Genomic DNA, 25,482 nt, shown 5'->3' with positions numbered 1-25,482 from the left:
ATGTTCCCTGCTGCTCAGCCCCAAAGTGCCCCCAGTTTTGCGGATCAGCAACGATTTCAAACACAAGCGACCATGACAACGCCTATCCTGCAAGGCAAAATCATTCAGAATTCGAAGGCGCGAATACGTTCAAACCCCGGTAGTGGCTTAATTGCCGCATTAAATGCGCGTCTTCCGGTTACAACCCCCCCCGCTTTAAAAAAAAGCCGGGCCACGCCGGAATTGCCCTGGCCTTCGACGGCGACGAGTCGGCCGCCTTCGGCAAGCTGGTCGAGCAGCGGGGCCGGCACATCCGCGACGCTGCCGCCGATGAAGATGACGTCGTAGGGCGCGTGGGCGGCATGTCCTTGCGGCAACGCCCCCTGGACAACGGTCACATTGCCGCAGCCGAGCGATGAAAGCGTCGATCTGGCGGTATCGGCCAGCGCCGAATCGCTTTCGAGCGCCACAACGGACTTCGCGAGCCGAGACAGGATAGCCGAGGCATAGCCGGTGCCGCAGCCGACATCGAGCGCCGAATCGGCCGGGCTGATCTCGGCCAGTTGCATGAGCTTGGCCAGCGGCGAGGCTTCCATGAGATAGCGCGCGCCGTCCGCGCCGGCGGCAATGCGGATGTCCTCGTCGATATAGGCGAGATCGCGCTGGTCGGCGCCGACAAAGATTTCCCTCGGCACGACAAGCATCGCTTCGAGCAATGGCGCGCTGGTCACATCGGTGGTGCGAACCTGGCCGTCGACCATCTTGACGCGAAGCTCGGAGAAATCAGCGCTCATGTTCCAACCAATCCGCTTGCCGCGCCAGAACCGCGGTTCATTACGATCGGAACTTCAGGCCCCAGCGCTGGTGCGCGGGGCCCGGGCATTGGAGGCCTCGCCCGGAATCGAACCGGGGTGCAAGGATTTGCAGTCCTCTGCGTAACCACTCCGCCACGAGGCCTCATTGCTCCCGGCGTTCCACCCGGTTCCAATAGGTTGCGGCGAAAATGCCGTCAAGCGGCCACCCGTGCATTCCGAACGGTTTCCTCTCGCCGGTTTGGGCAGCATCCCGCCAAATCCCGAGCCCGGGCCTCACGACGATACGTTAGCTGCTCGTTAAGCATGGCTCAACGCCGGAAGAAACTTATTCAGCAGCCCATACGTTGGACACGCCGGGAGACATGCCATGCGTTGGACAATGGCGGCAAAGGGCAAGAATGCGGCATCCGGCCTGTCGCTGCCGCAGTGCGAAGAGCTTTTGCGCTACGCCATCGACCGCCTGTGCATCGGCAGTGCGAGCAGCCTGTTGCCGCATGACCGGGCAAAGCTCGCCTCGGCGGCTGCGATTCTCAAGCAGATCCGCGAAGCGCTGGAAGAGCACGCCGGCCGCTGAGGCCGCGCGCTGTCGGCCTCAATCCGGTCGACGGCGCCGTTCCCACCAGACAACGAAGCGGCGCCGGTGGCGGCGGACCATGGCGAATTCATAGGACAGCACAAGCAATCCGAGCGGCACCATCCAGAAGCCGAGGATCGGCAGGAAACCGAGAATGCCGCCGATGGTCAGAACGATGCCGATGGTGATTCTGAGCCCGCGCGAGCGCGGCATTTTGAACTCGCGCCCGAAAACCGAGATTTTCCGCGCTGGCATCTGGTTGTCTTGTGCTGTCATCGTCTCGAAAGATTAACCCTTTTGACCGTTCAGGAGCATCGTTGAATCTAAGCCGCAACCGCGCTTTCGGTTCCATATCCCCAGCAAGACGGCTAATATGAGGGCACCCGCGAACGATTGCGAGAAACCCCTGAGCGAAAAGGCCTCGGAAAAATGCGAAATGCTTCTTTGCAAAGCGGAAAAGGGTTTGCTATAGGCTGCGCCACTCACATGAGAGCCTCTGTTCCCCGGTAGCTCAGTGGTAGAGCAACCGGCTGTTAACCGGTTGGTCGCTGGTTCGAATCCGGCCCGGGGAGCCAAATCTTTTCAAGCACTTAGCAACGCAGCAAAATCGCCGATTTTGGCGATAGGTACGGTATAGGTACCCGCCAGACCCATGCTTTCCTGGGAATCGGGCCCTACGGCGCCTCCGACGCCGACCGTTGAAATCGAGTGAGCTTCTCGCGGCTCCAGTCTCGCAATAGCCGAACCGGCGACTGAGCCTGAACGATCGGAATGCAAATCTCTTCCATCTCGCCTATAGCGGCTTGCATAAGAGGCCCAATCTTATCCTGGGCCGAGGGGTGTCCCTAAATTGCGGAATCAAACTCCATTCGCAAGTCCTGATCCTCTGTTCCAACTCTATCGCCCCTAATACTCTCGTACCGCACTGAGGCTGAAGCGGTGAATGTTCGGAGCGCCTCGTCGACCTTGTCGAACGGCTTAGCAGCTTGTGGTCCGAACAGAGCCTTCATCCGAAACTTGTAGGAGAAGAAGTCCTTCCAGAATTCCCTTTGCGCCTGCCATCGAGCAATCGGCACATAGTGCGAATCTCGAAGTCGCGCCTCTGATTCAGACTCGTTTTCTCGCTTCGCCCGGTCTGCAGATTCAATGTATGGGTACGACATCGGCATCCGAAGTTCGCGTACCTTTTCTTCGCCTTCGTAAAAAAGAGCTATAACGTGCTGGCAGAGCTCGATGTCTCGGCGACCATGCTTACCATTGCAAGATCTGCGGCTTCAAAGAAACCGACGATGGGCAATAGAAAAAGCCCGCCACCCAGGGAAGAGGCAGCGGGCGCTAGTTCGGGAGGAGTCGGGGCAGCCCCTTTTTGCCCGTGAACAACGGTACGCCTCGCTTAGCTGGATAATAAGCTCGCGCTGGTTGAAGCTCTGCATATTCAAGCTGCGTGACTTTTCTGCCACAAGATAGAGAAAGCCCGCCACCGTTAGGCAGCGGGCTCGATCGTTTCGTGTGCGGAATGATTAGAGGTGGTCGCAGTGATCAAGCTCTCGCGATCATCCATGGCGCGCCGATCAAAGCCGGCGTGGTCGGGCTCAAGATTCTCGTCGCCGTCGATCTCGTCGAGCAGCGAGAGCAGGTTCTCGATCGTCGTCTCTATCCGTAGGCGTAGAGTCGGCGTCATGCCAATGAATACGGTCTGGCGCCTCATGACCGGACCGCCTTTCTGACGCCCAAGGCGTCGCCTTCCTCGCTGTTCAACTGCTCCCGGACAGGCTGGAGAAGATCCTGAGCGTAGATCAGGACGTAGCCGATAAACGCCATTTCCTTCTCTGAAACGTTGGTCGGTCGGCTTCGAAGGCGTTGATCGCAAGCCGCGCGACGCGGATCAGGTCCATTGCATGGTCCATGACGTCGACCGCCAACATGCCGGGATATTGCGGGTTGATGATTCTCCGAGCCATCGTCAGGCATCCCCTGCCAAGCGAAGGACGGACGCGGCGAGATCCTGCCCCCAAGTGCTGGCGCCAGGGGTCATCATCATCGCCACCAGATCGGCATGGCGTGACCATGTATCGAGCGCCAGCGCCTTGATGACCACGCCGCCCATGGTCGATGCGTCATGCCCCATGGTTTCCATGACAGTATCGGCAAGCCTTTCGAAGGCAGCGCGCCGCGCCTCTTTTGCCGCGACGATGCCGGATGCCTTGGTGACAGCAGCGCGCTTGGCTTCGAGTTTCGCAGCGGCCTTCTGCTGCACTAGCAGGGACGACAGGTATTCCTGCCATTCTGCCCTTGTCAGGCCCCTGATCTTGCCTTGTCAGGCCCCTGATCTCGTGCTTGTCGATGGTTCGGCCTTTCAAGACACGGCGGCAAAAGTCGATACTCCATTGCAGGCCATCGACCGTTGCAATGGGTCTGAGGCCGGTCTTCCCAATACTTGTTCTTGCTGTAAATGGCATGCCCGGCGAAGGTGACATCCTGTTTGTTGAAGCCGCTCTCGATCAAGACCTTTGGAGCGGCAGGCCAGCGAGCGGACCATTCCTTGATGATGGCCGTGACGGTATCGCGAGTCGCGACATAGCGGGCTTCGACATCGGGCAGCGCGTTGCCGAGCTGAACCAAAGTCGGGTTTTCGGCGAGCGGTGCAGAGTGAGCATCAGGCGCGACCGTTATGGCAGCGGCGGTTGAAGCAGCCGCGAGGCCAAGCAAGAGGCGGCGGCGGTTGATCTCGGGCATACCTTCGGCGGCTGCCCGAACTGAGGTGTTCGGCATTGTGGTTGCTCCTAGAGCCAGTTGTTGATACAATTAGAACAATAGCACTATTGTTCTAATTAGGTCAACACCGCATGGCATCACCCGATCAGCTTCGAGCGGCGCGAGCGATTCTTGGGCTCTCTCAGCCTGAAGTCGCCGCTGCCGCAAACGTATCGTCGATGACGGTGAAACGTGCAGAAGGTTCGGGAAAGCCTGCCGCCTCCGCAGATGCAATGTCTGCCATCCGCCGCGCCCTCGAAACGGCCGGCGTCGAGTTCATCCCCGAGAATGGCGGCGGCGCCGGGGTGAGGCTGAGGAAATAATCGACGCAACCAAGTCTTAACGATTATTCAATTCATCTACTTTAGAAACCTCTAATGCGCTTCTCCATTCTGCTTTTTGGCTGGGCGGCATTCTTCGGTTGGGACTTTGCCGCCAACGATGGCAACTTCACAATTCGCCTAGGTGTGCGAGTTGCCCACCTAATCCACATGTTCGGTCTTATGTGACCGCGCGGCCGCGGCGCGAGGCTTCAGAAGCTGTGATCGCCAAGGTGATCCTTTGGTTGTGGCTGACGATCGTAGGTTTCGCCGCGATTCCAAATCCAACGATCGCGATCGCATTGCTTGCCAAGGGCAACATAAGCGGTTGTTTGGAGTTCGGGTTATTCAGCATCGTTTCCTGGGCAGCGCTCAGAGCGACATGGAAGGACATCGGCCCGCGTTGGCGTAAAAAACTGCTTGGCAAATGGCTGGCGAGGAAGAAATAGACGCAAAGCGCGCGTTTGCCACCGGCCTATATTAGGAGCACATTATAGACGGGCTTGGGAGATACACCCGTCTCTCCGGTCCAAGGGCCCGGCGTCTCGGAGTTCCCAAACCCCAAAGGTCGTCGGGCCCGCCTTGGTGCAATCACTCATGGGGAGGCAGCGAACGTGCGAACAATCGATCTTTGTGCGGCCGTTGCTCTGTGCATCGTGCCATCCAGCCTACTGGCGGCAGACGAAGTTTCCGTCGAACGCGGTTTGTATATTTCGATCATCGGCGGCTGCCATTTCTGCCACACCGAAGGATACCGGGAAGCCGATGGGAAGATCGATCCGGCCAAGGCGCTCAAAGGCTCCTCCATTGGCTGGCGGGGTCCCTGGGGCACGACCTACGCTGTAAATCTCAGGGATTCGGCAATGGGATTTGATGAGGACGCTTGGGTCGACCACCTCAAGAGCAAGGTCCAATTGCCGCCAATGCCCTGGTACCAAATCCAAGCCATGACGGAAAGCGACATGCGTTCGGTGTATCTTTACATCAAATCGCTCGGACCACCCGGCGAGTCGGCACCGTTTTACCGGGAGCCAGGCAAGGAGCCGAGGACACCTTATGTCACACTAGTGCCACCTCAGACACCGAAGAAGTAACGACCCTATCGCCTCTTCGGCGTGCTCATCCAAACCAGCCGAACGTATGGCTAACCATCGCCACCGCGATCAGGATCGAGAGCGGTTTCTTTGTCACTGAACATTAGGCGCGCGCCTTATGCTGCTTCGTTGAATGCTAAGAAGCTGCGAACCCGGATTCGGTTCCAAAGCGCGTTGGCGTCAAGGTCGGCAGCAACGACCAGAAATGAAAAAAGCCCGCTGCCTGTCCAAAAGAGGGGTAACGGGCTGAGTGTTATGGAGGGCAATTAAGCCCACCCTAATATTAGATCGGGAAGGCGCGCTTGTCGTTAAGTCATTGCCCGTCGTCTACGGGTGTGGACTACCTGTGGATAACTCACAAGCGTTAGCGCCTGTCTCGTTTCGGGACAAAAATGCTGGCACCGGTTTTGCACTGCATAGATTGCCGGTGTCCTCCCACCGGTCCTGATCGGGGATCAGGAAGTAAACTTTCGCCGGGCTTGAGGGAATTGGGGCCTTCGCCCGGCGAGTTTTCTTTGGCCATCCAGCGCGATCACGCCCTCAGCGCAGGCAAATCGGCGGGCCAGCTGCTGGCGCTGGTATTTTTCGTGCCAGCATGCCGCGCTCGCCCATTATCCTTAATATTAGCAACCGCTTTGTCTTTCTTCAGAACCGGATCACCATGCAAGGTGCTTTGTCGGAAACTCTGAGGGAGGTCTTCCGATGCGATTGGTGCTCGTCTTCATTGCCTTGGCGGTCGGCTTCGTCATCTGGGACAGGCTGGCGAACGAAGGTCGGTACACGGCCGCTGTGGAACATAGTTTCCGGCTGGCGATGGCCGACCTACCGAGCGGTTACGGCACCGGGATAACATTCGACGGTCTCGGCAAGCGTTGATGGGCGTTCCTATGGACTCTCGCCCGCAAGCGGCCAGTTAGCGAAAGTCGGGGCGATGAAGCGCGTTTGCCTGGCAGCATTATTCGCAACGGCGGCTCTGTCTGTCACGCCGATGTGCGCTGGAGCATGACGGCGGCGTGCGACTCGGCAGTGAGGATGATAGTCATGATCAATACGGGCGTCATGATCGTTCACCCGTATTTCGGCTATCGGTTCCTACCCGCCGAAGACGATTTCGCAGCGCGTACCGCAAGGATTGAGTACGCGATGAGCATCGACGGCGATGTCGAGGGACCCATTCACATAGACTGACCCGCAGCCTTTAAGGCCACCAAGCCAGCGCCAGAACGACGCCAGCGTCAGCGGGTCGAGGCGGGACAACGTTGTGAGCGAACTTGTGCTTCCGCGCGATCTCCCAATCTATGTAAGCCACACCGTCCACGACCTTAGTGCTTTGCTGTTCCTGTTCTGTCATTGGCAAACCCCTCCCTCTAGAACCATCCACCAAACCACCGAAAGTCATAAGCGGCAAGTTGACGGCGGCGTCGGGGTGAGATTGAGGGAAAACCCTAAGCGCTACTCCTTTCGGGGAGCCTGCTTGCGCGTGCCCTCTAGTTGCGCGATGTTGGCACTCAACAAATGGGGGCAAAAATGATCTCAAAATCTCACGAGTACACAACGCCAGAAATATTAATTGCTAACACAGCTCTTATCCGATCGCTTTTTCTTATCTTAACGCACCGTGGCGTCTTGAACGATCAAATTCTCGATGCGGTGTTCGCGATGACAAAGGAAGATATGAACCTCGGCGTGGGCGTGGATTCCCAGTTCACCAAGGGGGCTTGCGCCTTCGTAGACATGATGCGGGACAACATGAAGCCGAGCGCGCCCAGCCTGAAGACCAAGATGTAAACGTGCTTCCGATCTACATCGCCGCAATCACCGCCTCGATGCTCGCCAAGCGAGACAGACGGAAGCGCTTGTAGCCACTCCAAAAGCCCGCCGCAGGTCGCTCCAGTGGCGGGCTTTTCAATCCGAGACTAGTATTCGGGCGGAGCCCACTCGCTAGTATCCACGGGGATAATAACCCCAAGCACTCCTGCGGTAGCATCGAACGCGCCAACGACCATGTCGCCAAAAACTACGGCAGACCCTTCTCCAACCTCGGCGGGGGTAGCGACGGTAGTAGCGGCGGTGGTAGCGCCGATAGTGCACCTGATCCACTTCTGCCGGAGCACCTTCGTCGTCAAAGGTCTCGGCCTCTGGCGCATCGAGTTCATCGAGAATGTCGCTTCCGGCGCCGGGAACGCCGGCCACCGCATTCATAGGCCGAACTGCGGTTGCAATAACAGCTGCACCTGCAACCCCAAACATTGCTGTCAAGAAGGATCGCCGATCCATAGAAAACCTCCCGCTCGCTCGCCTGCAGGAAGAGCAGGCATTCCCACTCAACGCATCTAGGTCAGGCGTAGTTCCCGATCACTCCTTACAGGTCTTCGCGCTTCATAATCCGATTGATTGCATGGTTAATTTTGTCACGATCGGCGCTCGTTCTTCACCTTGGGCGTGATCTCCTCGATCCGCACCTTGTCAAAAGGTGGCCCGCTGCCAGGGCACGGCAACGGGCCTTTGACACAAGCCGGACATGGATTTCGGGACGGGCATCCGGCGCGAAATTTTGTTCCCGCGGCGATCGCAAAATAGATCGGGCCGAGGCACTGATCGACAGGCTCGGACGCTGATCATCCCGCCGGGCCGGGGTATGGCTGCGGAAGTGAAATTGCCACCGGCTTATATTAGGAGCACATTATAGACGGGGATCAGGGCCTAAGGGCCCGGCGTCTCGGAGTTCCCAAAAACCCAAAGGTTGTCGGGTCCGCCAGGGAGGGGGCGAATATGCGAACAATCGATCTTTGTGCGGCCGTTGCTCTGTGCATCGTGCCATCCAGCCTACTGGCGGCAGACGAAGTTTCCGTCGAACGCGGTTTGTATATTTCGATCATCGGCGGCTGCCATTTCTGCCACACCGAAGGATACCGGGAAGCCGATGGGAAGATCGATCCGGCCAAGGCGCTCAAAGGCTCCTCCATTGGCTGGCGGGGTCCCTGGGGCACGACCTACGCTGTAAATCTCAGGGATTCGGCAATGGGATTTGATGAGGACGCTTGGGTCGACCACCTCAAGAGCAAGGTCCAATTGCCGCCAATGCCCTGGTACCAAATCCAAGCCATGACGGAAAGCGACATGCGTTCGGTGTATCTTTACATCAAATCGCTCGGACCACCCGGCGAGTCGGCACCGTTTTACCGGGAGCCAGGCAAGGAGCCGAGGACACCTTATGTCACACTAGTGCCACCTCAGACGCCGAAGAAGTAACGACCTTATCGCCTCTTCGGCTTTGCATCTTTGCGCCGGCGGAAGCGATGTAGGCTGGCACCAAGCCTATCGGCGTCCACCCCGTCTATATTCGCCGGGATCGATAAAATGCCCTGCCCACAAGTTGCGTTTGGCAATGCGGGCTTCGCGCTCTTCGGCAAGGTATCGAGGCGATTGTTTATCGGCGACCGCCAATCCGTGTTTCACCAGATCGCGTGCGAGATCGATGCCTCCCACGAAGCAGACGCCGACATCGTTGTCATAGCGGTCCTTGCCTTCGATGGTGCAAGATACATCCCCGGAGGCAATGAGATGGCGAATGTGGTCACGCGCATACCTGCCGCAGGGCCAGATTTTGTCAGCGGCATCAAAACACGGCTGCGAAAGTTCGGGGGCATCGATACCGAGCAACTGAACGCGTTTTTTGTCATGCCAAAGCGTGTCGCCGTCATGAGCAAACCAATGCTCTACTGCGGACACGGCGCCACAGGTGAGCACGAAGGCGAGAGCGAGGATCAACCTGCACATGGCTAAGCCCAAATGTGATTATTGCGCCTTCTCGTCGTATTGTTAAGCTTGGATCACGCGAACCGATGGCAAAGATGAGGGCTTAACATCAGGCCACGGATGATTCCGTAAATGAACCGCCTCAACGCTTCGCCTTCGGCGTGATCTCCTCAACCTGCACCTTGTCGCCGATCTCCTTGGCCAGCGCGAACGCTTTTTCCTTGTCCTTGGTTGTTAGAACGGTCCACCAATGCGGCATCTCGAAAGCGCTCACGACGTAGCTCGTCACCAGCTTATCTGACATCGCTAAAATATAGCCTGCGCCCGCCTGTGTAGCCAGGACTACGAGCAGGCCGGCGCCCCTTAATTGTGGTTGTCCAATAGGATGGCAAGCTTTCTGGCTGCGGCGCTTTCTACAATCAGCTCCTCCAGACACATATCGCCGACGCTCGATTTGTTGACGCGACGCCTGACTACACGGAGCGCTTCAGATATCGAAACTGCGGTGGTCTTCGCGTGATCATCAAGATACCGGCCGACTGCAATCACGGCATCTGCATCGATGTCGAATGGCAATTCTCGCATGGCACCCTCCCGCCATCTTGGCACCCAAACCCTGTGCGCCCGAAATTATCGCGCTAAATCAACCAGAGTCTTGCACCGGCATTCGGTCTCTGGGTTCATCCGATTTGATGGCGACAGAACCGAACACCGCCGTTTTGCCACCTTTAGCAGCGATGCATATTCGGCGTATAATTTGCCAGCCGGCGAGCCCCAACCCCGGGCCGGTCAGGCCCGGTGGTCAAACCCCGGCCCCCTACCCTTGGCCGCTGGGCCGCCGGTAGCCTCGCGAAGAAATCCGCACCTTGTTACCGGCCCAGCCAAGTTTTTCTCTCTTGCCCTCTCTAGTTCTAAAAATCTGATGTAATAGGTATCAAAGGCCTCACTGTTCTTCCGCTCCTTTCTCCGGAGATAAAGATACGGCAGCGCAAACGCCGAAATGGTGACGACGCCGATCGGACCCACCATGTGATTGCTGCCTGCAAGCCAATAGAAAACAGCAACCACGCTGCCGGCTATCGCCGCCCCCGCCACACTTCCCCAGATAGGATCAAATCTTGGCGGCGGCGAAACAGAGTCTGCCCGTTGCCTGGCCTCGAAGCTAACGCGTGCAGCATCCAATCTGACAATTCCCGATATCGACGCAAATGGCCGGCGCAGGGGATGCTTGGGGAAGCTAAGCCGCACCGGCCACCTTGACGGGAAAAGCCCCCGCCCGATAAATCTACATTACATTAGAGATCGCGCAATTAAGACTGAAGTCCCTCGTTTGCTGGCCCTAAAGACCCACGTTGGAATGAGCTAACTGAAAGTCGGCTTCCAATCCCGGTTGCGCTGCGCCTGGATGCCCTCATAGTCAGGAACGACAGTGAAGAACACAGGCCGGCGGTCGCGGCCGGCGGTGTCTGCGAGGGTCTTGGGCATGGCGATCTCCGTTGAAGGGTCGCCGCAACGAGAAGACTATATTCCTGGTATAGGTCACGCCCGCAAGCGCTATTCATTCGATGGGTACGGGACCGGCCCCTGAAAGGATGATGGCCACCCGCACTTAGCCTTAATTGAGCGACGTCTGAAGTGGTTGTAGATTCACTTGAGCGGGAGATCTGACCTCCCCCGCAATGGCCGGTGCAAGCTTTTAAGTCCGGCACCCGTCGTCGACTGCGGATGTACCAGCGACGGCGGGAGCAGCGGCAAGCGCCGGCCTTCTTCAGGGCAAAGTAGCGCACCACCAGCGCGATTCGTGGACGACCGTTATCGAATTTTTTGGCGGAACCTGGAGTGGCAACTGGTGCAATCCTGCAAAATCATGTGCACCAAGTGTTCTGCGGGCAGCGTCGCCGGGTCGGGCTCAGCCGCGTTGGTGCGCTTCCCCAGCAGACTTCCGCCGTCCATCATCATCGTTCCAGGCCCCATCCGCATTTCGGCGTTGATTTGCGGGGGCGCATTCGCAGCCTCCTTTGCCAGTGCAGTTGCGAGCGTGGCGATGTGGTGAGCCAGTGCTTCAAAACTTCGTCGGTCTTGGTCGATTTCCGGTTTGGCACCGGACAGTGGACCGAGCGATCCGAATGGAAACTCGCCAAGGAGGCTCCCGGTTCGATCTCGTAGGGTTTCGGCAGCGTCTCGAAACTCAGCAGCATCATAAGGGACTTTGCCGTTAAACATCCCAGCAAGCGATTTTGCAGCCGTTGCCATTTGTTTCATGGACGCTTGGCGGGCCTCAATGAGTGCTTCACTGCCAACCTTGGCAGCGGCCAGGCCTGAAACACAAGCCAGTGCAAGCCCCACCGCAAGGACGATGCGTTTGTTGTGCGCTCCCCAGTGCGGGCAGGCCGCAACTTCAATGTTCATGCGCCTACCTCCAAGTCACCCTTCGGCCGTACACCTTCCAGCACATGGAAGGTCAAGCCGTGTGATCTCGCACCTAGCCAAGTCAGCTACCACCAGCCGGCCTTGGATTTTGCCCACTCTTTTAGCAGACCAATCCCGACATCCTTAACGACGCTAAGCTGCAAACCCGAGAGCTCGGCAGGAGCGCGAAGTTGCGGCCCATGGGTTCTCCCTTCCGCCCTCGCGGGCAGGTTGTTCAAGTATCCGATTGTAGGTATGGTTGGCGCTCGGGGCCGACGGGGATTGCTTCGACTGCCAAACAGACTGGCGGTGTGAGTTATCGTCTACGGCGGAAGCGGCCTTAAGGTCTGTGGAAGTCTATCAAATATGGCAACTCCACGCATTTCTGCCTTGGATGGCCTGCGAGGTTACGCGGCTGTTGTCGTTCTGATTTGCCACGCCATAGTTGGTTACAATTGGGACCTTACAAAGTTCCTTGCGACGCCTGTCCAGTCTGTTCCTCGGGACTTGATATGGAGTAAGTTCTGGCTGACGGCACTGGACGGTGAGAGCGCCGTCATAATCTTCTTCTTGCTTAGCGGATGCGTTCTCACCAAATCGGCCGCCAGCGATACCGAGCGGTTCGGTGCGTTCAGGTCGTTTATCGCCTTTTCAGTCCGGCGCGGCCTGCGCGTTTTTCCTGCTGTCATAGTCTGCGTGCTGGCATGCGCGGCGGCGACGGGCGCTCTGAAGTTTCTTGATTTGTCTGCACCCGCTTTCGATGCTCGCGCAGTCTTGGACAACTTGCTTCTTCTTGGGAGTGACGTCATCAGGCCGACTTGGACGCTCCAGGTCGAAATGGCCGCTGTCCCTCTGATATTCCTGGGTGGTTGGGCCCTTGCTCGCCATGGGTACATCGGCCCAGTCCTGTTCCTTGTCGCCAGCCTTGTCGCGCATGAGTTGCCATGGCTGGTGCTAAACTACGCCTCATTGAGTCAGTTCCTGCTTTGTTTGGCGCTGGGTGCGGTGGTTCCCACAGAGATTGGGGCGGGGTCCAGCCGCATGGCTGAACGCATCGGTTGGCCTGCGCTCCTCCTCGGCTTCATTTTCATCCGCATGTTTCTGCCGTTCGGCCCCATTGGGATGCTGCTGCAAGCCGCGTTCGGATATCTCTTCCTTTGCCTTCTGATGTATGTGAAACCCGCGAAAATAACAGCGTTTCTGAACAACCCAGTGTCTCAATTTCTGGGCAAGGTGAGCTTCGGGTTCTACCTGTGGAACGTGTTTTTTCTAACACTCCTTTGGGGATTTCGAGACGATTATTACCCGCCCCTTCTAAAAGACTATGCCGTCGAATTCGGTTTGGTCACCGGGATAGCATTGGCCTTTCCATCGCTGGCGATGGCGGCCCTATCCGAGAAATATATTGAACGGCCGTTCATCAACCTCGGTAGAACAATCTCCGATCGAATATTCAACCGCTCTGCGATCGTAGTTCCGGCCAAGATTTCTACGCCGGTCCCGACGACGGAATTGCTTGGCGGGCTACGAAGCGCCCCTGCCGGCGCAGATGCGTTGTCTTGACCGACGAATCCAGAGTTGAGGTGCGGATCGATCCGTGTCGATCGAACAGCACTGCATGCTGATGGTAGGCAACTAAATCTGGGCCTGCCACCGTAAGGCAGCGGGCTCGATCGTTTGAACCATTCCGCAGTCTCAGCATTGAGGCTATATTGGGTGGCGGAGGCGAAGGGCGATGGATACGGTAACGTCTGCCATTATGGTGCTGTTGTCGTGCAGTCCCGATTTGATGCTATGCCGAGCGGCGGCCGCAAGGCCCATGATCTTTTCGACCACGTCGCAATGCGAAGAGGCGCTGGCTGATCAGATATCGAGAGTGCCGCACGCTGGTCAAAAAACGGTCGGACGTTGCCAGGTGATCAGAGATGAGAATGACATCACGAGATGGGGCGTCTCGCCGAATGGCGAGCTGTTCTACGCCAGCGCCACAGACGTGATCGGGATAGTCGCTTCGACCGCAACCCCTGCCCCTGCAAAGAGCCGGCCTGCTACAGTGCGCGTCACGCGTGGTAACGGTTCCGGGGCGGTGACAACGTCGTCGTACACTGTACTTAGCACCGGCTCAAAGTGAACCAGAGAAAAAGCCCGCCACCTAAGGCGGAGCCTTCCGACACGCAAGAAGTCACTGTCAGACATGGTCGACTAAGCGAGAATGGCGTATAATTCGCCAGCCGGCGAGCCCCAACCCCGCGCCGGTTAGGCCCGGTGGTCAAACCCCAGCCCCCCGCCCTTGGCCGCTGGGCCGCTAGTCGCCTCGCGAAGGAATGGCCGGTGCAGACGACGAGGGGTTGTAAGCGAGCACCGGCCATCGCGAGAAAGCCCCCGCTGGTGATAAGTCTATATTACATTAGCAATCACGCAATTGAGACTGAAGTCCTTGGCTTGCCGGCCCTAAAGACCCACGCCGTAATGAGCTATCCGAAAGTCGGCTTCCAGTCGGGGTTGCTCAGCGCCTGCGGCAAGCGGCGGGCGTTCTTCGAGGATCAGGCTGCTATCAGGACGGCGATGCGATGCACCGTCATCAAGCGCTTAGGAAGGTGCTCGGGATTGATGAGCAAAGCGAAACCGACGGGAGCGCTTACGCCAAGGGTTCCGCGATCACACCATAGGCGTCTGCATCTCGATTATATTAGCTTGTGCTTGTAGTGCCTTTTCCGCCTGGGCCGGCGTCCTCCATCCCAACATCCTGCCCAACGGTGCGCCGGCGGAAAGTGAGGAAGCATGAGCAGCTTGGGCGTATGGGTCGTACTCGCTACGGCGACCATCGCGATCATTTACCTGTTGTCGTATGTCTCGATCAGGATGTAGGGCAGCAGCGGCCATCATCCTAAAGGTTGTATTCCGACAACTCTAGCGAGAGCGCTATGCTCACTTCTCGGCGCCGCTTCCCTCAAAGCGCCGCCGGTGAAGGCTCGGCGCCCTTTTGGTTTGTTCAGTGTAAAAAACAGGGCGCCGAGCTGGCCGCACCGGTTGGCTAATTGCAACCACATTTGATATTGAAATTCGTCTCGGACGAGCTTTATAAAAATGGACGTTCCCCATTGCTTTCTAGGGAGGCTGCGATGGATAGCGTAACGTCGAACGGCAAGGTTTGCCCTTGCGTTGAAGTGGTCGAAGCCTGCGGAGAATGGTTCGTCCGCGTGGTCGAAGACGACCAGGAACTAACCCGATCATTCGAACTGGAATCTTTCGCTCTCGCCTATGCAGAAGGCCAGCGGCTACGCTTAGGGCTTGCCGAATTCACGCGACTGTAGCGCTGGATGCAAAAAGAAATGGCCGGCGCGAGGGTGCTTAGTTGTGAGCGCACCGGTCATTGCGGCACAGGCCTTTTTTTTTATAGCCTGTCCGTGTTGATAGCACCTAAGGGCACACCTCACAGACCGCCAGATCCACCCCCAGCCCAGGTGACTATCTGGGAAAGACCGGCGACGTCGCCATAGATCATCGAACCTTTGACGAGAAAACATTTGTCACCCAGGACTTCGTCGAGTGAGCTTGACGCGGTGCAAACCGGCAGGTGCACCTTGCGGCCCTTGGCATCGGCATGGCCGATGCTGGTCGCGAGGATAGCGATAGCAATGAGAGTCGTATTGCTCATATTTAGCCCCCCTAGAGCTAGCAGGCCCCTTGGGCAGCAAAACCGGGTTGCCGCCATTTGCCTTGCCATCAAGTGGAGCAGCGGGGTAAGTCGCGCCATCCCTCGATTGGATGACGCGGGCTCATCTATATTAGCTAACGCTGAATGACGCCGCTGGTCGTGAGAATTGATCGGGTGTAGTGTTTTCTATCCGTATCGGCGGAGGGACAGCCGAATGCGTGGTCTGATCGGCAGCTTGCTCATTTGTCTGGGTGCGCTCTCAACCACCCAGGCCGGTCCGCTTCATGATGCGGCCAAGAGCGGCGATCTAAATGCAATCGCGTCGGCGCTTGATGCCGGCGCCGATATTGAGGAGCAGGAGAAGGGCGCCACACCGCTCTTCCTGGCGGTGCGCAGCGGCCACGCGGAGGCCGCGGAACTGCTGATCAAACGCGGCGCCGATGTCAACAAGGAGTCGGCGCTTGGCCTGCCGATGACTGTTGCCGTGCTGAAGAACGCCGCCGACATGATCCGGCTGCTGCTGGGGCATGGGGCCGACGCCAATGGCACGACGCGGGGCGAGCCGATGCTGACCCTCGCCGTCGCCAACGGCTGTCTCGACTGCGTCAAGGTGCTGGTCGAGGCCGGCGCCGACGTCAACGCCGTCTGGATCCAGGGTGACCCCGCGCAGCGGCCGAGCATCATCACGCCTTACCACCTTGCTAGGCACGACGACCATGCCGACATCGCTGCCTACCTCAAGGCCCATGGCGTCGTCATCCTGAAACCGGAGCCGATTTCCGCCAAACTGGCGGCCGGCGACCCTGCAAAGGGCGCGACGTTCTTTGCCTCCACCTGCGCCCCCTGCCATGTCGTACGGCCAAAGGACAATTCAACCATAGGGCCGAACCTGTGGGACGTCGTCGGACGCGACAAGGCCTCAACGAAGTTCGACCGCTACTCCAAGACCCTGCTGGCCTGGGATGGGTCTTGGACCTACGAGGATCTCAACACTTTCCTCGCCGGTCCGACGCTGACCACGCCCGGCGTCAACATGGAATTCCGCGGCGTGCCCAATGAAGCCGACCGGCTGAACGTGATCGCCTATCTGCGAACGCTGTCCGACTCGCCGGTTCCGCTGCCCTGATCTGCACGACCTCGCCAGTCTTGCGGCCCACCAGACCTTTTCGATATCGACATCGCCAGAACCCCCTTTCCAGGCCGTGGCCCGGCCGCTCTATCAGTTCGCTGTCACGCCATCGTCCACGCTGGCGCATATTGGCAACAGGCTGTATTATGCGTTCCGGAACTCTTTGAGGGAGCTTCCGATGCGAATGGTGCTCGTCGTCATCGCCTTAGCTGTCGCCTTCGTCATTTGGGATAGGCTGGCGAATGACGGCCGGTACACAGCTGCCGTAGAACGCAGTTTCCGGGAGGCAACCGCCGATCTACCAAGCGGTTATGGCACCGGGATCACATTTGACGACCTCGCGAAGCGCTAAACGGTACCAGGATGCCCGCCGTAAGTTTCACTCGCCGGCTAGAGCATCGCTGCTTTTCGGTGCGTCGGGGCCTAATGCAACGAGCACCTCCACATAGCCGGCATGTCACTTTCACGTTGGCGATCGAAAGGTTCTCCGCGCAAAGTGACCTTTCCATTCCTTAGATCGTCTCACCTATGATGCTGAAATGAGGTTGTTCCTTGCTCTGGCGGTGGTTTCGGCCTTGGCTGGCTGCGCGCCCGAGGCTGATGACTCCAAAACCTATACGCTGTACCGAAGCTCCGCTGCCGCCGAAATGCGTATCCATGTGGCCACGTTCGATGCGACCGAGGCGGAGGCGTACAACAGAGAGAATTGTCAACTCGCGGCCAGTCTGTTTCGGGCGCAACCGGGTGTCGTTGTTCGATATTGGTGCGAGAAAGGGCGATACAGAGGATAGCTCGGTCTCCCCTCTCGACCTACTTCCAATGCATGTGTCGGCTATCCCAATCGCTAATTTGATCCAATGGGCCCGTTCTACTAGCCTGCCAAAATTGGCGCTCGTAGCTCAATCTAGGACAGAGCGGGACCTTCCCGGGCAGATGCAGGTTCGAGCCCTGCCGAGTGCACCAAACCCGCCTCTGGTGCGGCTGCGGGCCGAGCGCCTTGTCAATAAGATCAGTGCCGCCAATGCTCTCCCCCCGGCGTCAGAGCGTTGATGAACTGGACCTGGTCAAAGTCATTCCATTCGATGGATGTCCTGCACGATGCCATGAACTCGCCTTTGCGCGCAGCTTCGGCCATGTTCGTTGGCGCGACCGCTACGATGGCGGCGGTTGAAGCAGCCGCGGCGGTTGAGAGCGGGCGGCCTTCGGCTGCCCGAACAATGGTGTTCGGCATCGGATCTTCGCCAATTCGGTTTTAGTTTGAGGTTCCAGTGCTTCCGCAAGGACAAGAATTCTGATATCACGGTTCTTATGCCAAAGCAGGAAACCGTGGTATCAAAGAAACGGCGAGGCCCGGCCCCGACTGGCAAGGGCGTGCCAATCATGGTCCGCCTTCAACCGGACATGCTCGCGGGCGTGGATCAATTTGTTGCCGAACATGATGTTTCGCGACCTGAGGCCGTCCGACTGATCATTCGTGACTGGCTGATCAGATTCCAGGTACTGAAGGCAGAGTGAAACTCCGGACAACTTCCCGCGTGCCCTCGAAGCAGCTGGGGTCGATGTCATTGCCGAGAATGGCGGCGGCGCCGAAGTGGTGCTCAAGAAGGTGACGGGACGTAGATAGCGGAGGCCAAGGTTAGTGGTCCGGCAGGTAATTCTTCGAAGATGGTGCGGGACGGTGCGCACGCAGATGGCCGCCGAATACGCGCGCTACGTGGCCGGGACAGGTGGCGACGAGCTTGGCGCCACCAAAGGCAATCTCGGTCACCAGATCACGCTGCGCGACCTCAGCGACGGCGTTACGGAGATATGCGCTCTGAGTTGGTGGACCGATATGGAAGCGGTAAAGGCCTATGCGGGCGAACAACCTGAGCGGGCCCACTACTATCCCAAGGACGATCAGTACCTGATCAACAAGCCTGAATTCGTCGAGCATCACGTCGTCGTCTATGGCGACCTCCTCAGCCCGTAGGAATCTTACCGGGGTATCCCTGCCCAGTCAGGCTGGTCCTTCTATCCACGCAGATGTCTCACGCGCTCCGGAGAGACTTTCTCGCATGACTGCGTTTGGCAAAATCAGCCAGGTCCCGCCACATCGATAACAGCCTTGATCAGACCGGACTTCTGCTGCGCCCAGATCGCAATATCGCGAGGGCTGTTACGCAGGGTCGTACGATGCGTGACGAGTTCGTCGATTGGTATTGTTCCAGCGCGGATCGAAGCCATGACGTGCTGAAAGTCGGCGCGCGTCGCGTTGCGACTGCCGATCAGCATCATTTCCCGCTTGTGGAACTCTGGGTCGGAGAAGGTTATGTCGTCCTGTACGACGCTGACCATCACCATGACGCCGCCATGGGCAACATAGGCAAACGCAGACCGCATCGAACGGCTGTTTCCCGTAGCGTCGAAGACCACATCGAAACCTGTCCTTGCAGTTCGCTCCGCTATCGTCTCGACGATCGAACCCTTCGACCCGTCGATCACCAGAAAACCTTGCCTTGCGGCAAAAGCCAGCCGCTCGGCATCGACGTCCATCACGGTCACGCACTGCCGCGCTATGCGGGCAAAAAGCGCGGTACCGAGGCCGATTGGCCCTGCGCCGATAACCAAGGTGCGGCTGCTCGGCCCGGCCATGGATCTGCCGACCGCGTGCGCACCGATGGCCAGAAACTCGACCGTAGCCGCTTCGACCAATGACAGACCGGTCGCTGCAATCAGGTTCTGCGCCGGCACGAGAATCTGCTCGCTCATGGCACCGTCACGGTGCACGCCGAGCACCTCGATCGCGAGGCAGCAGTTCGGCTTGCCCAGGCGGCAGGCGGGACAATTGCCGCAGGCAAGATAGGGGTTGACGACGACTTGTTGCCCGACCGCCATGTCCACGGGCCCGTTGATTGCCGCAATTGTTCCCGAAACCTCATGGCCCATGACGCGTGGGTAGGCGAGGTACGGATGCTTGCCCTGGAAGATGTGGTAATCGGTTCCGCAGATGCCGACATGGGCGACGTTGACCAGCACCCAGCCTTCCGGCGGAGCGCCTGGCGCTGCCTGTTCCTCGAACGCCAGCCTGCCAGGCTCGGCGCATCGCACGATCTTGATGGTGGCGTCCATAAGCGTAATTCCACCCCTTCGCTACGGTGTAATCCTGGCGCCCGGAAACAGGAAGTGATCCGGCGGTGCAATCCACCGGACCACTGGTGGATCACTCGAAGTCCTTGACGTTCTGCAGCGTCACGAGACCGGCGCCGGTATCCACGTTGGCCTCGACGGCTTCCCCGCGGATCGCCTTGACGACCGTGTCGATGCCAAGCTCACCCATTTTTGCTGGAAATTGCGCAACACTGGCATCTTCCGCGCCCGACTTGATCGCTTCGATCTCACCGCAGCAGGCGTCGAAGCCGACCAGGATGATCTTGTCGTTGGCGATGCCCGCATTGCTGATCGATTTGACGGCGCCCGGGATCGGCGGGCCGCAAGCCGAGTAGATCGCCTTGAGATCGGGATTGGCGGTCAGGATGTCTTCGGTCACCGACGTGCCAAGTTCTAATGTGCAATTGGTTGCACCCTTGCCGACGACGTCGATCTTGACGTCGCCGAGACCCTCCATCATGCCGGTCACCCGGTCGTCGAGTGCCGGCACTCCGGGCACACCTTGCAGGATGCCGACCTTGTCGCCGCTTTTGAGCACGGTCTTCAGGTACTCTCCGGCGATCTTGCCGCCGTTGAGGTTGTTGGTCGAAACCAGCGCTGTCTGGCCTTTCCAGTCCGGGATGCTGTTGTCGACGAGAACCACCTTGATGCCGGCCGCGACCGCCTTGTCGAGCGCCGGCGCAACGGTCGGATCGACCGGCGTGATCGCAAGCCCCTTGACGCCTTGCGTGATCATGGACTCGATCAGCGCGATCTGGCCTTCGATGTCGGTGGCCGCCTGGCCCTGGCCGGTAACCAGCTCGATCTCTGGATGGGCGGCTGCGTATTTCTTGGCTGCATCCTCCATGGTCGAGTAGAACGGCACCGGGAATTTCGTAATCAGGCCGACCTTGATCTTGTCGGCGGCCGAAGCCGGCATCGCAAACGCAACGGCGATCGCCAGCCCAGCGAACAGTTTTCGGTTCATTGGCATTCCATTCCTCCCTTGGATCGAGGCGTCTTCCGGCGGAAGTCGCTTCAGGCATTTGCGGACCGGAACAGTCCCCAAATTTCGAGCGAGTCAGGCTCCAACGATCATGGAGACCAGCTCCTGCTTGTTGTCCTTGGTCGGCACCAACTCGCCGACTTTGCGGCCCTGGCGAAGCACCACGGCGCGGTCGGCAAGCTCAGTGACGTGTTCCATGTTATGGGTGATCAGGATGACGGCGTTGCCCTGGTCGCGCAGCGTCGCGACCAGGTTGAGCACTTGCCGCGATTCACGCAGGCCGAGTGCGGCGGTCGGTTCGTCCAGGATCACGACCTTGCGAGCAAACACGGTCGACCGTGCCACGGCGATGGCTTGCCTTTGACCGCCCGACATCATGGCGACGACGGCGTCCAGCCTCGGCAAAGTGACTTTCAGATTGGCGAGCAGAATGCGCGTTTCGGCATCCATCCTGCGCTGTTGGAGAAATCGCATGCCGCGAGGAAGCCATCGCGGCCAGGCCAACTCGCGACCTGCGAAGAAGTTCTGTCCCGGCGTCAGATTGTCGAACAGCGCCAGATCCTGATAGACGGTCTCGATGCCGGCGAAGCGCGCATCCGCAGGGGAGCGTATCTGCGTTGGCGCACCGTCCAGAAAGATCGCGCCGGCATCGAGTTGGTGCACCCCGCTGATACATTTGGTCAATGTCGACTTGCCGGCGCCGTTGTCGCCGAGAAGCCCGAGGATCTCGCCGCGTCGGACCTCGATGCTGACATCGTCCAGCGCCACAACCGAGCCGAACCGCTTGGTAGCACCGCGCACCGCCAGGACGGGATGATCCACGGTGGGTGCAGATTCGACGTTGGCCGCTACGGCGCTCATGACTGCCTCCCGGCCTGCAGGACACGCATGCGCCCTTCGAGATAGTTGCGCAGCACGTCGGACTCGACCGCGATGACGATGACCACGCCGATGACGATGAGCTGGAAGAAGACGTTGACGTTGAGCAGGTTGAGCGCGTTGCGGATGACGCCGATCATGATGGCGCCGATCAAGGCATGGCCAAGATGGCCGCGGCCGCCGAGAAAACTGGCACCGCCGATGATCACCGCCGCGATCGTATCCAGTTCCAGCAGATTGCCGAACAAGGGCGAACCGGCGTCGGTGCGGCCGGCAAGGATGACCGCGCCGATGCCGGCGCAGAGCCCCGAGATCACATAGACCGAAACCAGGACCCAGGACACGGGAATGCCCATGCGCAGGGCAGCGTCGGGCCGGCCGCCGACGGCATAAATCCAGCGCCCCCAGACCATCGTCTTGGCCATGACGAAAAGTACCGCGGCAACGCCCGCGACCACAAAAACCGATCCAGGCAGGCCCCAGACCGCCTCGCGGCCAAGCGCATCGATGGCATCCGGCATTCCAGGGATGGCGCGCCCATCGGCCAGTTGGAGCGCCAACCCCTTGGCGATGCTCAAGGTCGCCAGCGTGATGATGAAAGGATGCGGCAACCGGCCGAAGACGTAGAAAAGCCCGTTGATGGTGCCGACCGCCGCACCGCAGCCAACCATCACCGCGATCACCACGGAGGCGGGAGCGCCGGCATGAAAGCTGAGCGCGCCGACGACCGAAGCCAGTGCCACGTTCGAGCCGACGGAGAGATCGATCCCTCGTGTCAGAATGACCAGATGCTGGCCCATCGCCACCACCGAGATGACGGCGGTTTGGGCCAGGATGTTGCTGAGGTTGCGCCCTGTCAGGAGATAGGGCGACAGAAAACTGAGAACAACGATCAGCAACACCAGGATGACGACCGGACCGGCGCTCAGCAGGGCCAGCCCAAGCGCGAGGCCGGGAACGGCTTCTTGCTTCTTGGGTGCTGACATTGCCGCGTCGCCGACAGTGGTGCCGGTGCCTCGCGTTTCAGGCAAAGTTCCCTCCCCGCCGCGGCCCGTGCAAGCCGCGTCGTCAAAAACTCATGCTGTATTTTAGTTCCCTCTTATCGATAAAAAACAACCTGCATGACTTGGTCAAGTTGTTTTTTATGGATAAAGTTCATGGTAGAAAGGACAAGGTCTTGCTCAGAGGAAGATCCGATGCGAACCGACACTGTCTACAAGAAGGCTTTCAATCGCGTCGCAAGTATGCTGCGCGACGGACAATTGACCGGCGAACTCCCTTCCGAAAATGAGCTTAGACGGAAAATGGGAGTCAGCCGCACGACTGTCCGAAAGGTCTTGGGAGAACTTGTCCACCGTGAGCTTATCGCCGAGCGCAGCGGTGTCAGGACGACAGGCCGTGCGGTCGAGGATAGCGATTACTATCCCGACGCCGAAACCACCTCGCGGGCCAAGCATGTGGAACAGCAGTTCATGGAATGGATGCTGCGAGGTGACACCAGACCCGGTACCAGCATCAATGAACTCGAACTTGCGCGGCAGTTCGGCGTCGCGACCAATGGAATTCGCGAGTTCCTGATCCGCTTCAGCCGGTTTGGACTGCTCGAGAAGAGGCCGAATACGGGCTGGCTGTTCAAGGGCTTTACGGAAGATTTCGCACTTGAGCTGTTCGAGATCCGGGTGATGTTCGAGCTGCGCTCGGCGCATCTGTTTTCACGACAGCCCGACATGTCTCCGCTGTGGGAGAAGCTCGCCGCGCTCAAGGTTGCGCATACCGAACTGCTGAAGCAGATTGAAAGCCGCTTTCACGACTTCTCCAGTCTCGACAACCGGTTTCACCGGCTCATAAACGAGGCTTCGCCGAACCGCTTCATCGACGATTTCTACGATATTATCAGCTTCGTTTTCCACTACCACTATCAGTGGAACAAGCATGACGAAAAACAGCGCAATCAGGCGGCGATCCTGGAGCATCTCGCCTATATCGATGCGCTCGAAAGCCGCGATTCCGAGCGGCTCGAGCGGGCCTGCCGAGCCCATTTGGCTTCGGCAAGGGAGACCCTGATGCGTTCGCTGATTGTATTCGACGGGATGGATACCAACGCCTAGCAAGACGTTCCGATCGCACAAGCGATCTAGTTTATCCTGGTGCCGCTCTGGGCGTCGAACAGATGCACCTTATGCACCATAATCCCCAACTCCACCTCCTGATCAGGTTTGAAAAGGGGCTGTTCCCGGATTTCGGCGATCAGTTCAACGCCATTCGCATTTAGGGTAAGTTCCTGGGCCTCGCCGGTCGGTTCCACCACCTGAACCGTTGCCTTTGCGTGGGTCCCGCCGACCGTGATGTGCTGTGGGCGAATCCCATATACCACACCTTCCCTGTCACTGATCCGAGCGTCATCAGGCAAGGGCAAGCGCAGGCCCTGCTCGGCGGCGAATGCGCCATTGTCGATTCGGCCCTTGATCAGGTTCATCTCCGGAGAGCCGATAAAGCTCGCGACGAACAGGTTGGCAGGGTTCTCGTAGAGCTCGGAAGGGGTCCCGATCTGCTCAACCTGACCTCGGTCCAGCACCACTATGCGGTCGGCAAGCGTCATCGCCTCGGTCTGATCGTGCGTGACGTAGATGCTGGTGCGCCCGAGCCGTTGGTGCAGTTTCTTGATCTCGGCACGCATCTTGACACGCAACTTTGCGTCGAGATTGCTGAGCGGCTCGTCAAACAGGAAGGCTGCCGGGTCGCGCACGATCGCGCGGCCCATGGCGACCCGCTGGCGCTGGCCGCCAGACAACTGGCGCGGCATACGACGCAGCAGATCCTGCAAGCCGAGGATTTCGGCGGCTGCCTTCACCCTTGAAACGATCTCTTCCCTGGGGACCTTGGCCAGTCGAAGGGCGAAGCTCATATTGTCTGCCACGCTCATATGCGGATAGAGCGCGTAGCTCTGGAAGACCATCGCTATGTCGCGCGACTTGGCGGGCATCTCGTCGACGACGCGCCCGCCTATGCGGATCTCGCCCGTGGTCTGTTCTTCCAGGCCGGCGATCATCCGCAGAAGAGTTGACTTGCCGCAGCCCGAGGGGCCGACAAGGACGACGAACTCGCCGCTGGCGATTTCAATGTTCACGTCGCGCAGAACTTCCACGGCGCCGAAGCTCTTGCCGAGCTGTTCTATCTGGATTGCAGACATCTATTTTCCTCCCGTGCAGGCCCTGCTCATTTTCGCTGAGCGTGCCGCCATGCGCGGTATTCGGTCTCGCCCTCTGGGCTCAACGGGTAGTATTTTCGCAAATCCCCTCCTTCGGCCAAGCGCGCGCGGGTAAATTCTTCCCACTCGATATGCTCGCCGGCGAGCGCGACCAGCTTGGGCGCAAGCGCGATCGGCACGACGACCACGCCGTCGTCGTCAGCCACTATGATGTCACCGGGGATGACGAGCACATTCGAGCAGGCGATGGGGACGTTGACGGCGAAGGGAACAATGTTGGTCTGGGCGTGGAAATTCGGCGTCGTCCCCCTCACCCAGATGCCGATGTCCAGGGCCGCGGCCTGGGCAGAATCGCGGATGCAGCCGTCGACGACCACCCCGGCCCCGCCGCGGCCAGCGAAATAGGTGAGCATCATCTCGCCGAAGATGCCGCTACCCAGATCGCCGCGCGCATCGACGACCACCATGTCGCCTGGCTGCGTGGGGTAGAGAACGTGACGATGGAGCTGTCGCTCCGGGTCCTCATACTCTGTTTCGTTGTAGAGATCTTCGCGCTTCGGCATGCATTGGAGCGTGAGAGCCGGGCCTACCGCCGTGCGGCCGGGCCTCAACGGCCGAGGACCCCGGATGTGCGGATCACGAATTCCCATCTTATGATAGAGCTCACTGGCCAGTGTCGCCGAACCGATCGCTGCAAGCGCGTCGACCAATTGCCTCGGTGGCCGGGAAATGTCTGATATCACCGGTATTTGATCCGCTTCCACTCGTC

At 58.9% G+C, this 25,482-nt stretch carries 32 protein-coding genes and 3 tRNA genes; 15 read left to right on the top strand and 20 right to left on the bottom strand.

Going from position 1 to position 25,482, the window contains the following annotated elements; translation table 11 throughout:
- Positions 1 to 104 precede the first annotated feature (104 nt).
- Together HNQ71_RS17210 and HNQ71_RS17205 are read right to left on the bottom strand one after the other, a co-directional pair.
- Positions 105 to 773 carry a protein-L-isoaspartate O-methyltransferase family protein gene (locus HNQ71_RS17210; RefSeq protein WP_184873731.1) on the bottom strand — a complete coding sequence of 223 codons (669 nt, stop codon included), beginning with the start codon at positions 771 to 773 and terminating at the stop codon, positions 105 to 107.
- 89 nt (positions 774 to 862) lie between these two features.
- Positions 863 to 936 (bottom strand) — tRNA-Cys (locus HNQ71_RS17205).
- 225 nt (positions 937 to 1,161) lie between these two features.
- Here HNQ71_RS17205 and HNQ71_RS17200 point away from each other — a divergent pair.
- The gene (locus tag HNQ71_RS17200; protein WP_184873730.1) at positions 1,162 to 1,368 is read left to right on the top strand and encodes a hypothetical protein; all 207 of its coding nucleotides are present in this window, start codon (positions 1,162 to 1,164) and stop codon (positions 1,366 to 1,368) included.
- An 18-nt stretch (positions 1,369 to 1,386) separates the two neighbouring features.
- Here HNQ71_RS17200 and HNQ71_RS17195 read toward each other — a convergent pair whose 3' ends face one another.
- Entirely contained in the window at positions 1,387 to 1,644 is a 258-nt protein-coding gene (locus tag HNQ71_RS17195; RefSeq protein WP_184873729.1) for a hypothetical protein, read from the bottom strand.
- A gap of 224 nt (positions 1,645 to 1,868) precedes the next feature.
- Between HNQ71_RS17195 and HNQ71_RS17190 the strand changes: the two genes are divergently transcribed.
- Positions 1,869 to 1,943: transfer RNA gene (locus tag HNQ71_RS17190), tRNA-Asn, on the top strand.
- Between the two features lie 908 nt (positions 1,944 to 2,851).
- On the opposite strand, the gene HNQ71_RS17185 is transcribed toward HNQ71_RS17190, so the two are convergent.
- The 4 genes from HNQ71_RS17185 to HNQ71_RS17170 form a co-directional block, all read right to left on the bottom strand.
- Positions 2,852 to 3,076 carry a hypothetical protein gene (locus HNQ71_RS17185; RefSeq protein ID WP_184873728.1) on the bottom strand — a complete coding sequence of 75 codons (225 nt, stop codon included), beginning with the start codon at positions 3,074 to 3,076 and terminating at the stop codon, positions 2,852 to 2,854.
- A gap of 88 nt (positions 3,077 to 3,164) precedes the next feature.
- Entirely contained in the window at positions 3,165 to 3,329 is a 165-nt protein-coding gene (locus tag HNQ71_RS17180) for a hypothetical protein (protein WP_184873727.1), read from the bottom strand.
- 2 nt (positions 3,330 to 3,331) lie between these two features.
- Complete coding sequence (locus tag HNQ71_RS17175) at positions 3,332 to 3,625, bottom strand: hypothetical protein (protein WP_184873726.1); 294 nt, start codon at positions 3,623 to 3,625, stop codon at positions 3,332 to 3,334.
- A gap of 38 nt (positions 3,626 to 3,663) precedes the next feature.
- Complete coding sequence (locus HNQ71_RS17170; protein ID WP_184873725.1) at positions 3,664 to 4,140, bottom strand: hypothetical protein; 477 nt, start codon at positions 4,138 to 4,140, stop codon at positions 3,664 to 3,666.
- Between the two features lie 523 nt (positions 4,141 to 4,663).
- On the opposite strand from HNQ71_RS17170, the gene HNQ71_RS17160 reads away from it, so the two are divergent.
- The 6 genes from HNQ71_RS17160 (at position 4,664) to HNQ71_RS17135 (ending at position 8,788) form a co-directional block, all read left to right on the top strand.
- Positions 4,664 to 4,891, top strand: a complete 228-nt coding sequence (locus HNQ71_RS17160) for a hypothetical protein (RefSeq protein ID WP_184873723.1) — start codon at positions 4,664 to 4,666, stop codon at positions 4,889 to 4,891.
- 165 nt (positions 4,892 to 5,056) lie between these two features.
- The gene (locus HNQ71_RS17155) at positions 5,057 to 5,536 is read left to right on the top strand and encodes a cytochrome C (protein WP_184873719.1); all 480 of its coding nucleotides are present in this window, start codon (positions 5,057 to 5,059) and stop codon (positions 5,534 to 5,536) included.
- Positions 5,537 to 6,238: 702 nt separating this feature from the next.
- Positions 6,239 to 6,412: a hypothetical protein gene (locus HNQ71_RS17150; RefSeq protein WP_184873722.1), complete on the top strand. Its 174-nt coding sequence runs from the start codon at positions 6,239 to 6,241 to the stop codon at positions 6,410 to 6,412.
- A gap of 165 nt (positions 6,413 to 6,577) precedes the next feature.
- Complete coding sequence (locus tag HNQ71_RS17145; protein ID WP_184873721.1) at positions 6,578 to 6,724, top strand: hypothetical protein; 147 nt, start codon at positions 6,578 to 6,580, stop codon at positions 6,722 to 6,724.
- Between the two features lie 339 nt (positions 6,725 to 7,063).
- On the top strand, positions 7,064 to 7,324 hold the full coding sequence (locus tag HNQ71_RS17140) for a hypothetical protein (RefSeq protein WP_184873720.1): 261 nt from the start codon (positions 7,064 to 7,066) through the stop codon (positions 7,322 to 7,324).
- A 984-nt stretch (positions 7,325 to 8,308) separates the two neighbouring features.
- Positions 8,309 to 8,788 carry a cytochrome C gene (locus HNQ71_RS17135; RefSeq protein WP_184873719.1) on the top strand — a complete coding sequence of 160 codons (480 nt, stop codon included), beginning with the start codon at positions 8,309 to 8,311 and terminating at the stop codon, positions 8,786 to 8,788.
- A gap of 66 nt (positions 8,789 to 8,854) precedes the next feature.
- Here the strand turns inward: HNQ71_RS17135 and HNQ71_RS35830 are convergent, their stop codons facing one another.
- From HNQ71_RS35830 to HNQ71_RS17115, 5 genes are all read right to left on the bottom strand, one after another.
- Positions 8,855 to 9,316 (bottom strand): thermonuclease family protein, encoded by a 462-nt coding sequence (locus HNQ71_RS35830; protein ID WP_184873718.1) that lies wholly within the window; start codon positions 9,314 to 9,316, stop codon positions 8,855 to 8,857.
- 121 nt (positions 9,317 to 9,437) lie between these two features.
- Positions 9,438 to 9,584: a hypothetical protein gene (locus HNQ71_RS17125; RefSeq protein WP_184874408.1), complete on the bottom strand. Its 147-nt coding sequence runs from the start codon at positions 9,582 to 9,584 to the stop codon at positions 9,438 to 9,440.
- Positions 9,585 to 9,658: 74 nt separating this feature from the next.
- Positions 9,659 to 9,880, bottom strand: coding sequence for a hypothetical protein (locus HNQ71_RS17120; RefSeq protein ID WP_184873717.1), 222 nt, complete (start codon positions 9,878 to 9,880; stop codon positions 9,659 to 9,661).
- 777 nt (positions 9,881 to 10,657) lie between these two features.
- Positions 10,658 to 10,780: a hypothetical protein gene (locus HNQ71_RS35510; protein ID WP_281391384.1), complete on the bottom strand. Its 123-nt coding sequence runs from the start codon at positions 10,778 to 10,780 to the stop codon at positions 10,658 to 10,660.
- A 327-nt stretch (positions 10,781 to 11,107) separates the two neighbouring features.
- Positions 11,108 to 11,704 carry a c-type cytochrome gene (locus HNQ71_RS17115; RefSeq protein ID WP_184873716.1) on the bottom strand — a complete coding sequence of 199 codons (597 nt, stop codon included), beginning with the start codon at positions 11,702 to 11,704 and terminating at the stop codon, positions 11,108 to 11,110.
- A gap of 366 nt (positions 11,705 to 12,070) precedes the next feature.
- Here HNQ71_RS17115 and HNQ71_RS17110 point away from each other — a divergent pair, with 366 nt between their 5' ends.
- Positions 12,071 to 13,267 carry an acyltransferase family protein gene (locus HNQ71_RS17110; protein WP_184873715.1) on the top strand — a complete coding sequence of 399 codons (1,197 nt, stop codon included), beginning with the start codon at positions 12,071 to 12,073 and terminating at the stop codon, positions 13,265 to 13,267.
- Between the two features lie 1,559 nt (positions 13,268 to 14,826).
- A complete protein-coding gene (locus HNQ71_RS17105; protein WP_184873714.1) occupies positions 14,827 to 15,018 on the top strand; it encodes a hypothetical protein in 192 nt (63 codons plus the stop codon).
- Between the two features lie 119 nt (positions 15,019 to 15,137).
- Here HNQ71_RS17105 and HNQ71_RS17100 read toward each other — a convergent pair whose 3' ends face one another.
- Positions 15,138 to 15,362: a hypothetical protein gene (locus tag HNQ71_RS17100; protein ID WP_184873713.1), complete on the bottom strand. Its 225-nt coding sequence runs from the start codon at positions 15,360 to 15,362 to the stop codon at positions 15,138 to 15,140.
- Positions 15,363 to 15,576: 214 nt separating this feature from the next.
- On the opposite strand from HNQ71_RS17100, the gene HNQ71_RS17095 reads away from it, so the two are divergent.
- The 3 genes from HNQ71_RS17095 (at position 15,577) to HNQ71_RS17085 (ending at position 17,454) form a co-directional block, all read left to right on the top strand.
- Complete coding sequence (locus HNQ71_RS17095) at positions 15,577 to 16,488, top strand: ankyrin repeat domain-containing protein (RefSeq protein WP_184873712.1); 912 nt, start codon at positions 15,577 to 15,579, stop codon at positions 16,486 to 16,488.
- A gap of 187 nt (positions 16,489 to 16,675) precedes the next feature.
- Entirely contained in the window at positions 16,676 to 16,843 is a 168-nt protein-coding gene (locus HNQ71_RS17090) for a hypothetical protein (protein ID WP_167392195.1), read from the top strand.
- 536 nt (positions 16,844 to 17,379) lie between these two features.
- Positions 17,380 to 17,454: transfer RNA gene (locus HNQ71_RS17085), tRNA-Gly, on the top strand.
- A gap of 46 nt (positions 17,455 to 17,500) precedes the next feature.
- Here the strand turns inward: HNQ71_RS17085 and HNQ71_RS17080 are convergent.
- On the bottom strand, positions 17,501 to 17,722 hold the full coding sequence (locus tag HNQ71_RS17080) for a hypothetical protein (RefSeq protein WP_184873711.1): 222 nt from the start codon (positions 17,720 to 17,722) through the stop codon (positions 17,501 to 17,503).
- Positions 17,723 to 18,169: 447 nt separating this feature from the next.
- Between HNQ71_RS17080 and HNQ71_RS17070 the strand changes: the two genes are divergently transcribed.
- The gene (locus tag HNQ71_RS17070; RefSeq protein ID WP_210333938.1) at positions 18,170 to 18,463 is read left to right on the top strand and encodes a hypothetical protein; all 294 of its coding nucleotides are present in this window, start codon (positions 18,170 to 18,172) and stop codon (positions 18,461 to 18,463) included.
- Positions 18,464 to 18,567: 104 nt separating this feature from the next.
- On the opposite strand, the gene HNQ71_RS17065 is transcribed toward HNQ71_RS17070, so the two are convergent.
- The 4 genes from HNQ71_RS17065 to HNQ71_RS17050 all read right to left on the bottom strand — a co-directional run bounded on the left by HNQ71_RS17065 (position 18,568) and on the right by HNQ71_RS17050 (position 22,536).
- Positions 18,568 to 19,590: a zinc-binding alcohol dehydrogenase family protein gene (locus HNQ71_RS17065; RefSeq protein WP_425492246.1), complete on the bottom strand. Its 1,023-nt coding sequence runs from the start codon at positions 19,588 to 19,590 to the stop codon at positions 18,568 to 18,570.
- Between the two features lie 103 nt (positions 19,591 to 19,693).
- Complete coding sequence (locus HNQ71_RS17060) at positions 19,694 to 20,608, bottom strand: sugar ABC transporter substrate-binding protein (RefSeq protein WP_184873708.1); 915 nt, start codon at positions 20,606 to 20,608, stop codon at positions 19,694 to 19,696.
- Positions 20,609 to 20,701: 93 nt separating this feature from the next.
- Positions 20,702 to 21,487 carry an ATP-binding cassette domain-containing protein gene (locus tag HNQ71_RS17055; protein WP_184873707.1) on the bottom strand — a complete coding sequence of 262 codons (786 nt, stop codon included), beginning with the start codon at positions 21,485 to 21,487 and terminating at the stop codon, positions 20,702 to 20,704.
- Positions 21,484 to 22,536 carry an ABC transporter permease gene (locus HNQ71_RS17050; RefSeq protein ID WP_246461611.1) on the bottom strand — a complete coding sequence of 351 codons (1,053 nt, stop codon included), beginning with the start codon at positions 22,534 to 22,536 and terminating at the stop codon, positions 21,484 to 21,486. Before HNQ71_RS17050 ends, HNQ71_RS17055 begins: the two co-directional genes overlap by 4 nt.
- A gap of 165 nt (positions 22,537 to 22,701) precedes the next feature.
- On the opposite strand from HNQ71_RS17050, the gene HNQ71_RS17045 reads away from it, so the two are divergent.
- Positions 22,702 to 23,613 (top strand): GntR family transcriptional regulator, encoded by a 912-nt coding sequence (locus HNQ71_RS17045; RefSeq protein WP_184873706.1) that lies wholly within the window; start codon positions 22,702 to 22,704, stop codon positions 23,611 to 23,613.
- Between the two features lie 26 nt (positions 23,614 to 23,639).
- Here HNQ71_RS17045 and HNQ71_RS17040 read toward each other — a convergent pair whose 3' ends face one another.
- A complete protein-coding gene (locus HNQ71_RS17040; protein ID WP_184873705.1) occupies positions 23,640 to 24,695 on the bottom strand; it encodes an ABC transporter ATP-binding protein in 1,056 nt (351 codons plus the stop codon).
- 26 nt (positions 24,696 to 24,721) lie between these two features.
- Positions 24,722 to 25,462, bottom strand: a complete 741-nt coding sequence (locus HNQ71_RS17035; RefSeq protein ID WP_343068192.1) for an RraA family protein — start codon at positions 25,460 to 25,462, stop codon at positions 24,722 to 24,724.
- Positions 25,463 to 25,482: the final 20 nt, after the last annotated feature.

The organism is Mesorhizobium sangaii, from assembly GCF_014207355.1.
GTDB classification, from domain to species: domain Bacteria; phylum Pseudomonadota; class Alphaproteobacteria; order Rhizobiales; family Rhizobiaceae; genus Mesorhizobium; species Mesorhizobium sangaii.
This window is presented reverse-complemented; position numbering and strand designations above follow the sequence as displayed.

Coding starts and splice junctions, on each gene's coding strand:
- HNQ71_RS17105 (WP_184873714.1), top strand. CDS start 14,827: ATGGATAGCGTAACGTCGAACGGCAAGGTTTGCCCTTGCGTTGAAGTG.
- HNQ71_RS17095 (WP_184873712.1), top strand. CDS start 15,577: ATGCGTGGTCTGATCGGCAGCTTGCTCATTTGTCTGGGTGCGCTCTCA.
- HNQ71_RS17200 (WP_184873730.1), top strand. CDS start 1,162: ATGCGTTGGACAATGGCGGCAAAGGGCAAGAATGCGGCATCCGGCCTG.
- HNQ71_RS17040 (WP_184873705.1), bottom strand. CDS start 24,695: ATGTCTGCAATCCAGATAGAACAGCTCGGCAAGAGCTTCGGCGCCGTG.
- HNQ71_RS17060 (WP_184873708.1), bottom strand. CDS start 20,608: ATGAACCGAAAACTGTTCGCTGGGCTGGCGATCGCCGTTGCGTTTGCG.
- HNQ71_RS17055 (WP_184873707.1), bottom strand. CDS start 21,487: ATGAGCGCCGTAGCGGCCAACGTCGAATCTGCACCCACCGTGGATCAT.
- HNQ71_RS17090 (WP_167392195.1), top strand. CDS start 16,676: ATGGTGCTCGTCGTCATCGCCTTAGCTGTCGCCTTCGTCATTTGGGAT.
- HNQ71_RS17195 (WP_184873729.1), bottom strand. CDS start 1,644: ATGACAGCACAAGACAACCAGATGCCAGCGCGGAAAATCTCGGTTTTC.
- HNQ71_RS17140 (WP_184873720.1), top strand. CDS start 7,064: ATGATCTCAAAATCTCACGAGTACACAACGCCAGAAATATTAATTGCT.
- HNQ71_RS17210 (WP_184873731.1), bottom strand. CDS start 773: ATGAGCGCTGATTTCTCCGAGCTTCGCGTCAAGATGGTCGACGGCCAG.
- HNQ71_RS17115 (WP_184873716.1), bottom strand. CDS start 11,704: ATGAACATTGAAGTTGCGGCCTGCCCGCACTGGGGAGCGCACAACAAA.
- HNQ71_RS17110 (WP_184873715.1), top strand. CDS start 12,071: ATGGCAACTCCACGCATTTCTGCCTTGGATGGCCTGCGAGGTTACGCG.
- HNQ71_RS17170 (WP_184873725.1), bottom strand. CDS start 4,140: ATGCCGAACACCTCAGTTCGGGCAGCCGCCGAAGGTATGCCCGAGATC.
- HNQ71_RS35830 (WP_184873718.1), bottom strand. CDS start 9,316: ATGTGCAGGTTGATCCTCGCTCTCGCCTTCGTGCTCACCTGTGGCGCC.
- HNQ71_RS35510 (WP_281391384.1), bottom strand. CDS start 10,780: ATGCCCAAGACCCTCGCAGACACCGCCGGCCGCGACCGCCGGCCTGTG.
- HNQ71_RS17185 (WP_184873728.1), bottom strand. CDS start 3,076: ATGAGGCGCCAGACCGTATTCATTGGCATGACGCCGACTCTACGCCTA.
- HNQ71_RS17100 (WP_184873713.1), bottom strand. CDS start 15,362: ATGAGCAATACGACTCTCATTGCTATCGCTATCCTCGCGACCAGCATC.
- HNQ71_RS17045 (WP_184873706.1), top strand. CDS start 22,702: ATGCGAACCGACACTGTCTACAAGAAGGCTTTCAATCGCGTCGCAAGT.
- HNQ71_RS17120 (WP_184873717.1), bottom strand. CDS start 9,880: ATGCGAGAATTGCCATTCGACATCGATGCAGATGCCGTGATTGCAGTC.
- HNQ71_RS17145 (WP_184873721.1), top strand. CDS start 6,578: ATGATCAATACGGGCGTCATGATCGTTCACCCGTATTTCGGCTATCGG.
- HNQ71_RS17180 (WP_184873727.1), bottom strand. CDS start 3,329: ATGGCTCGGAGAATCATCAACCCGCAATATCCCGGCATGTTGGCGGTC.
- HNQ71_RS17150 (WP_184873722.1), top strand. CDS start 6,239: ATGCGATTGGTGCTCGTCTTCATTGCCTTGGCGGTCGGCTTCGTCATC.
- HNQ71_RS17135 (WP_184873719.1), top strand. CDS start 8,309: ATGCGAACAATCGATCTTTGTGCGGCCGTTGCTCTGTGCATCGTGCCA.
- HNQ71_RS17080 (WP_184873711.1), bottom strand. CDS start 17,722: ATGCCGAACACCATTGTTCGGGCAGCCGAAGGCCGCCCGCTCTCAACC.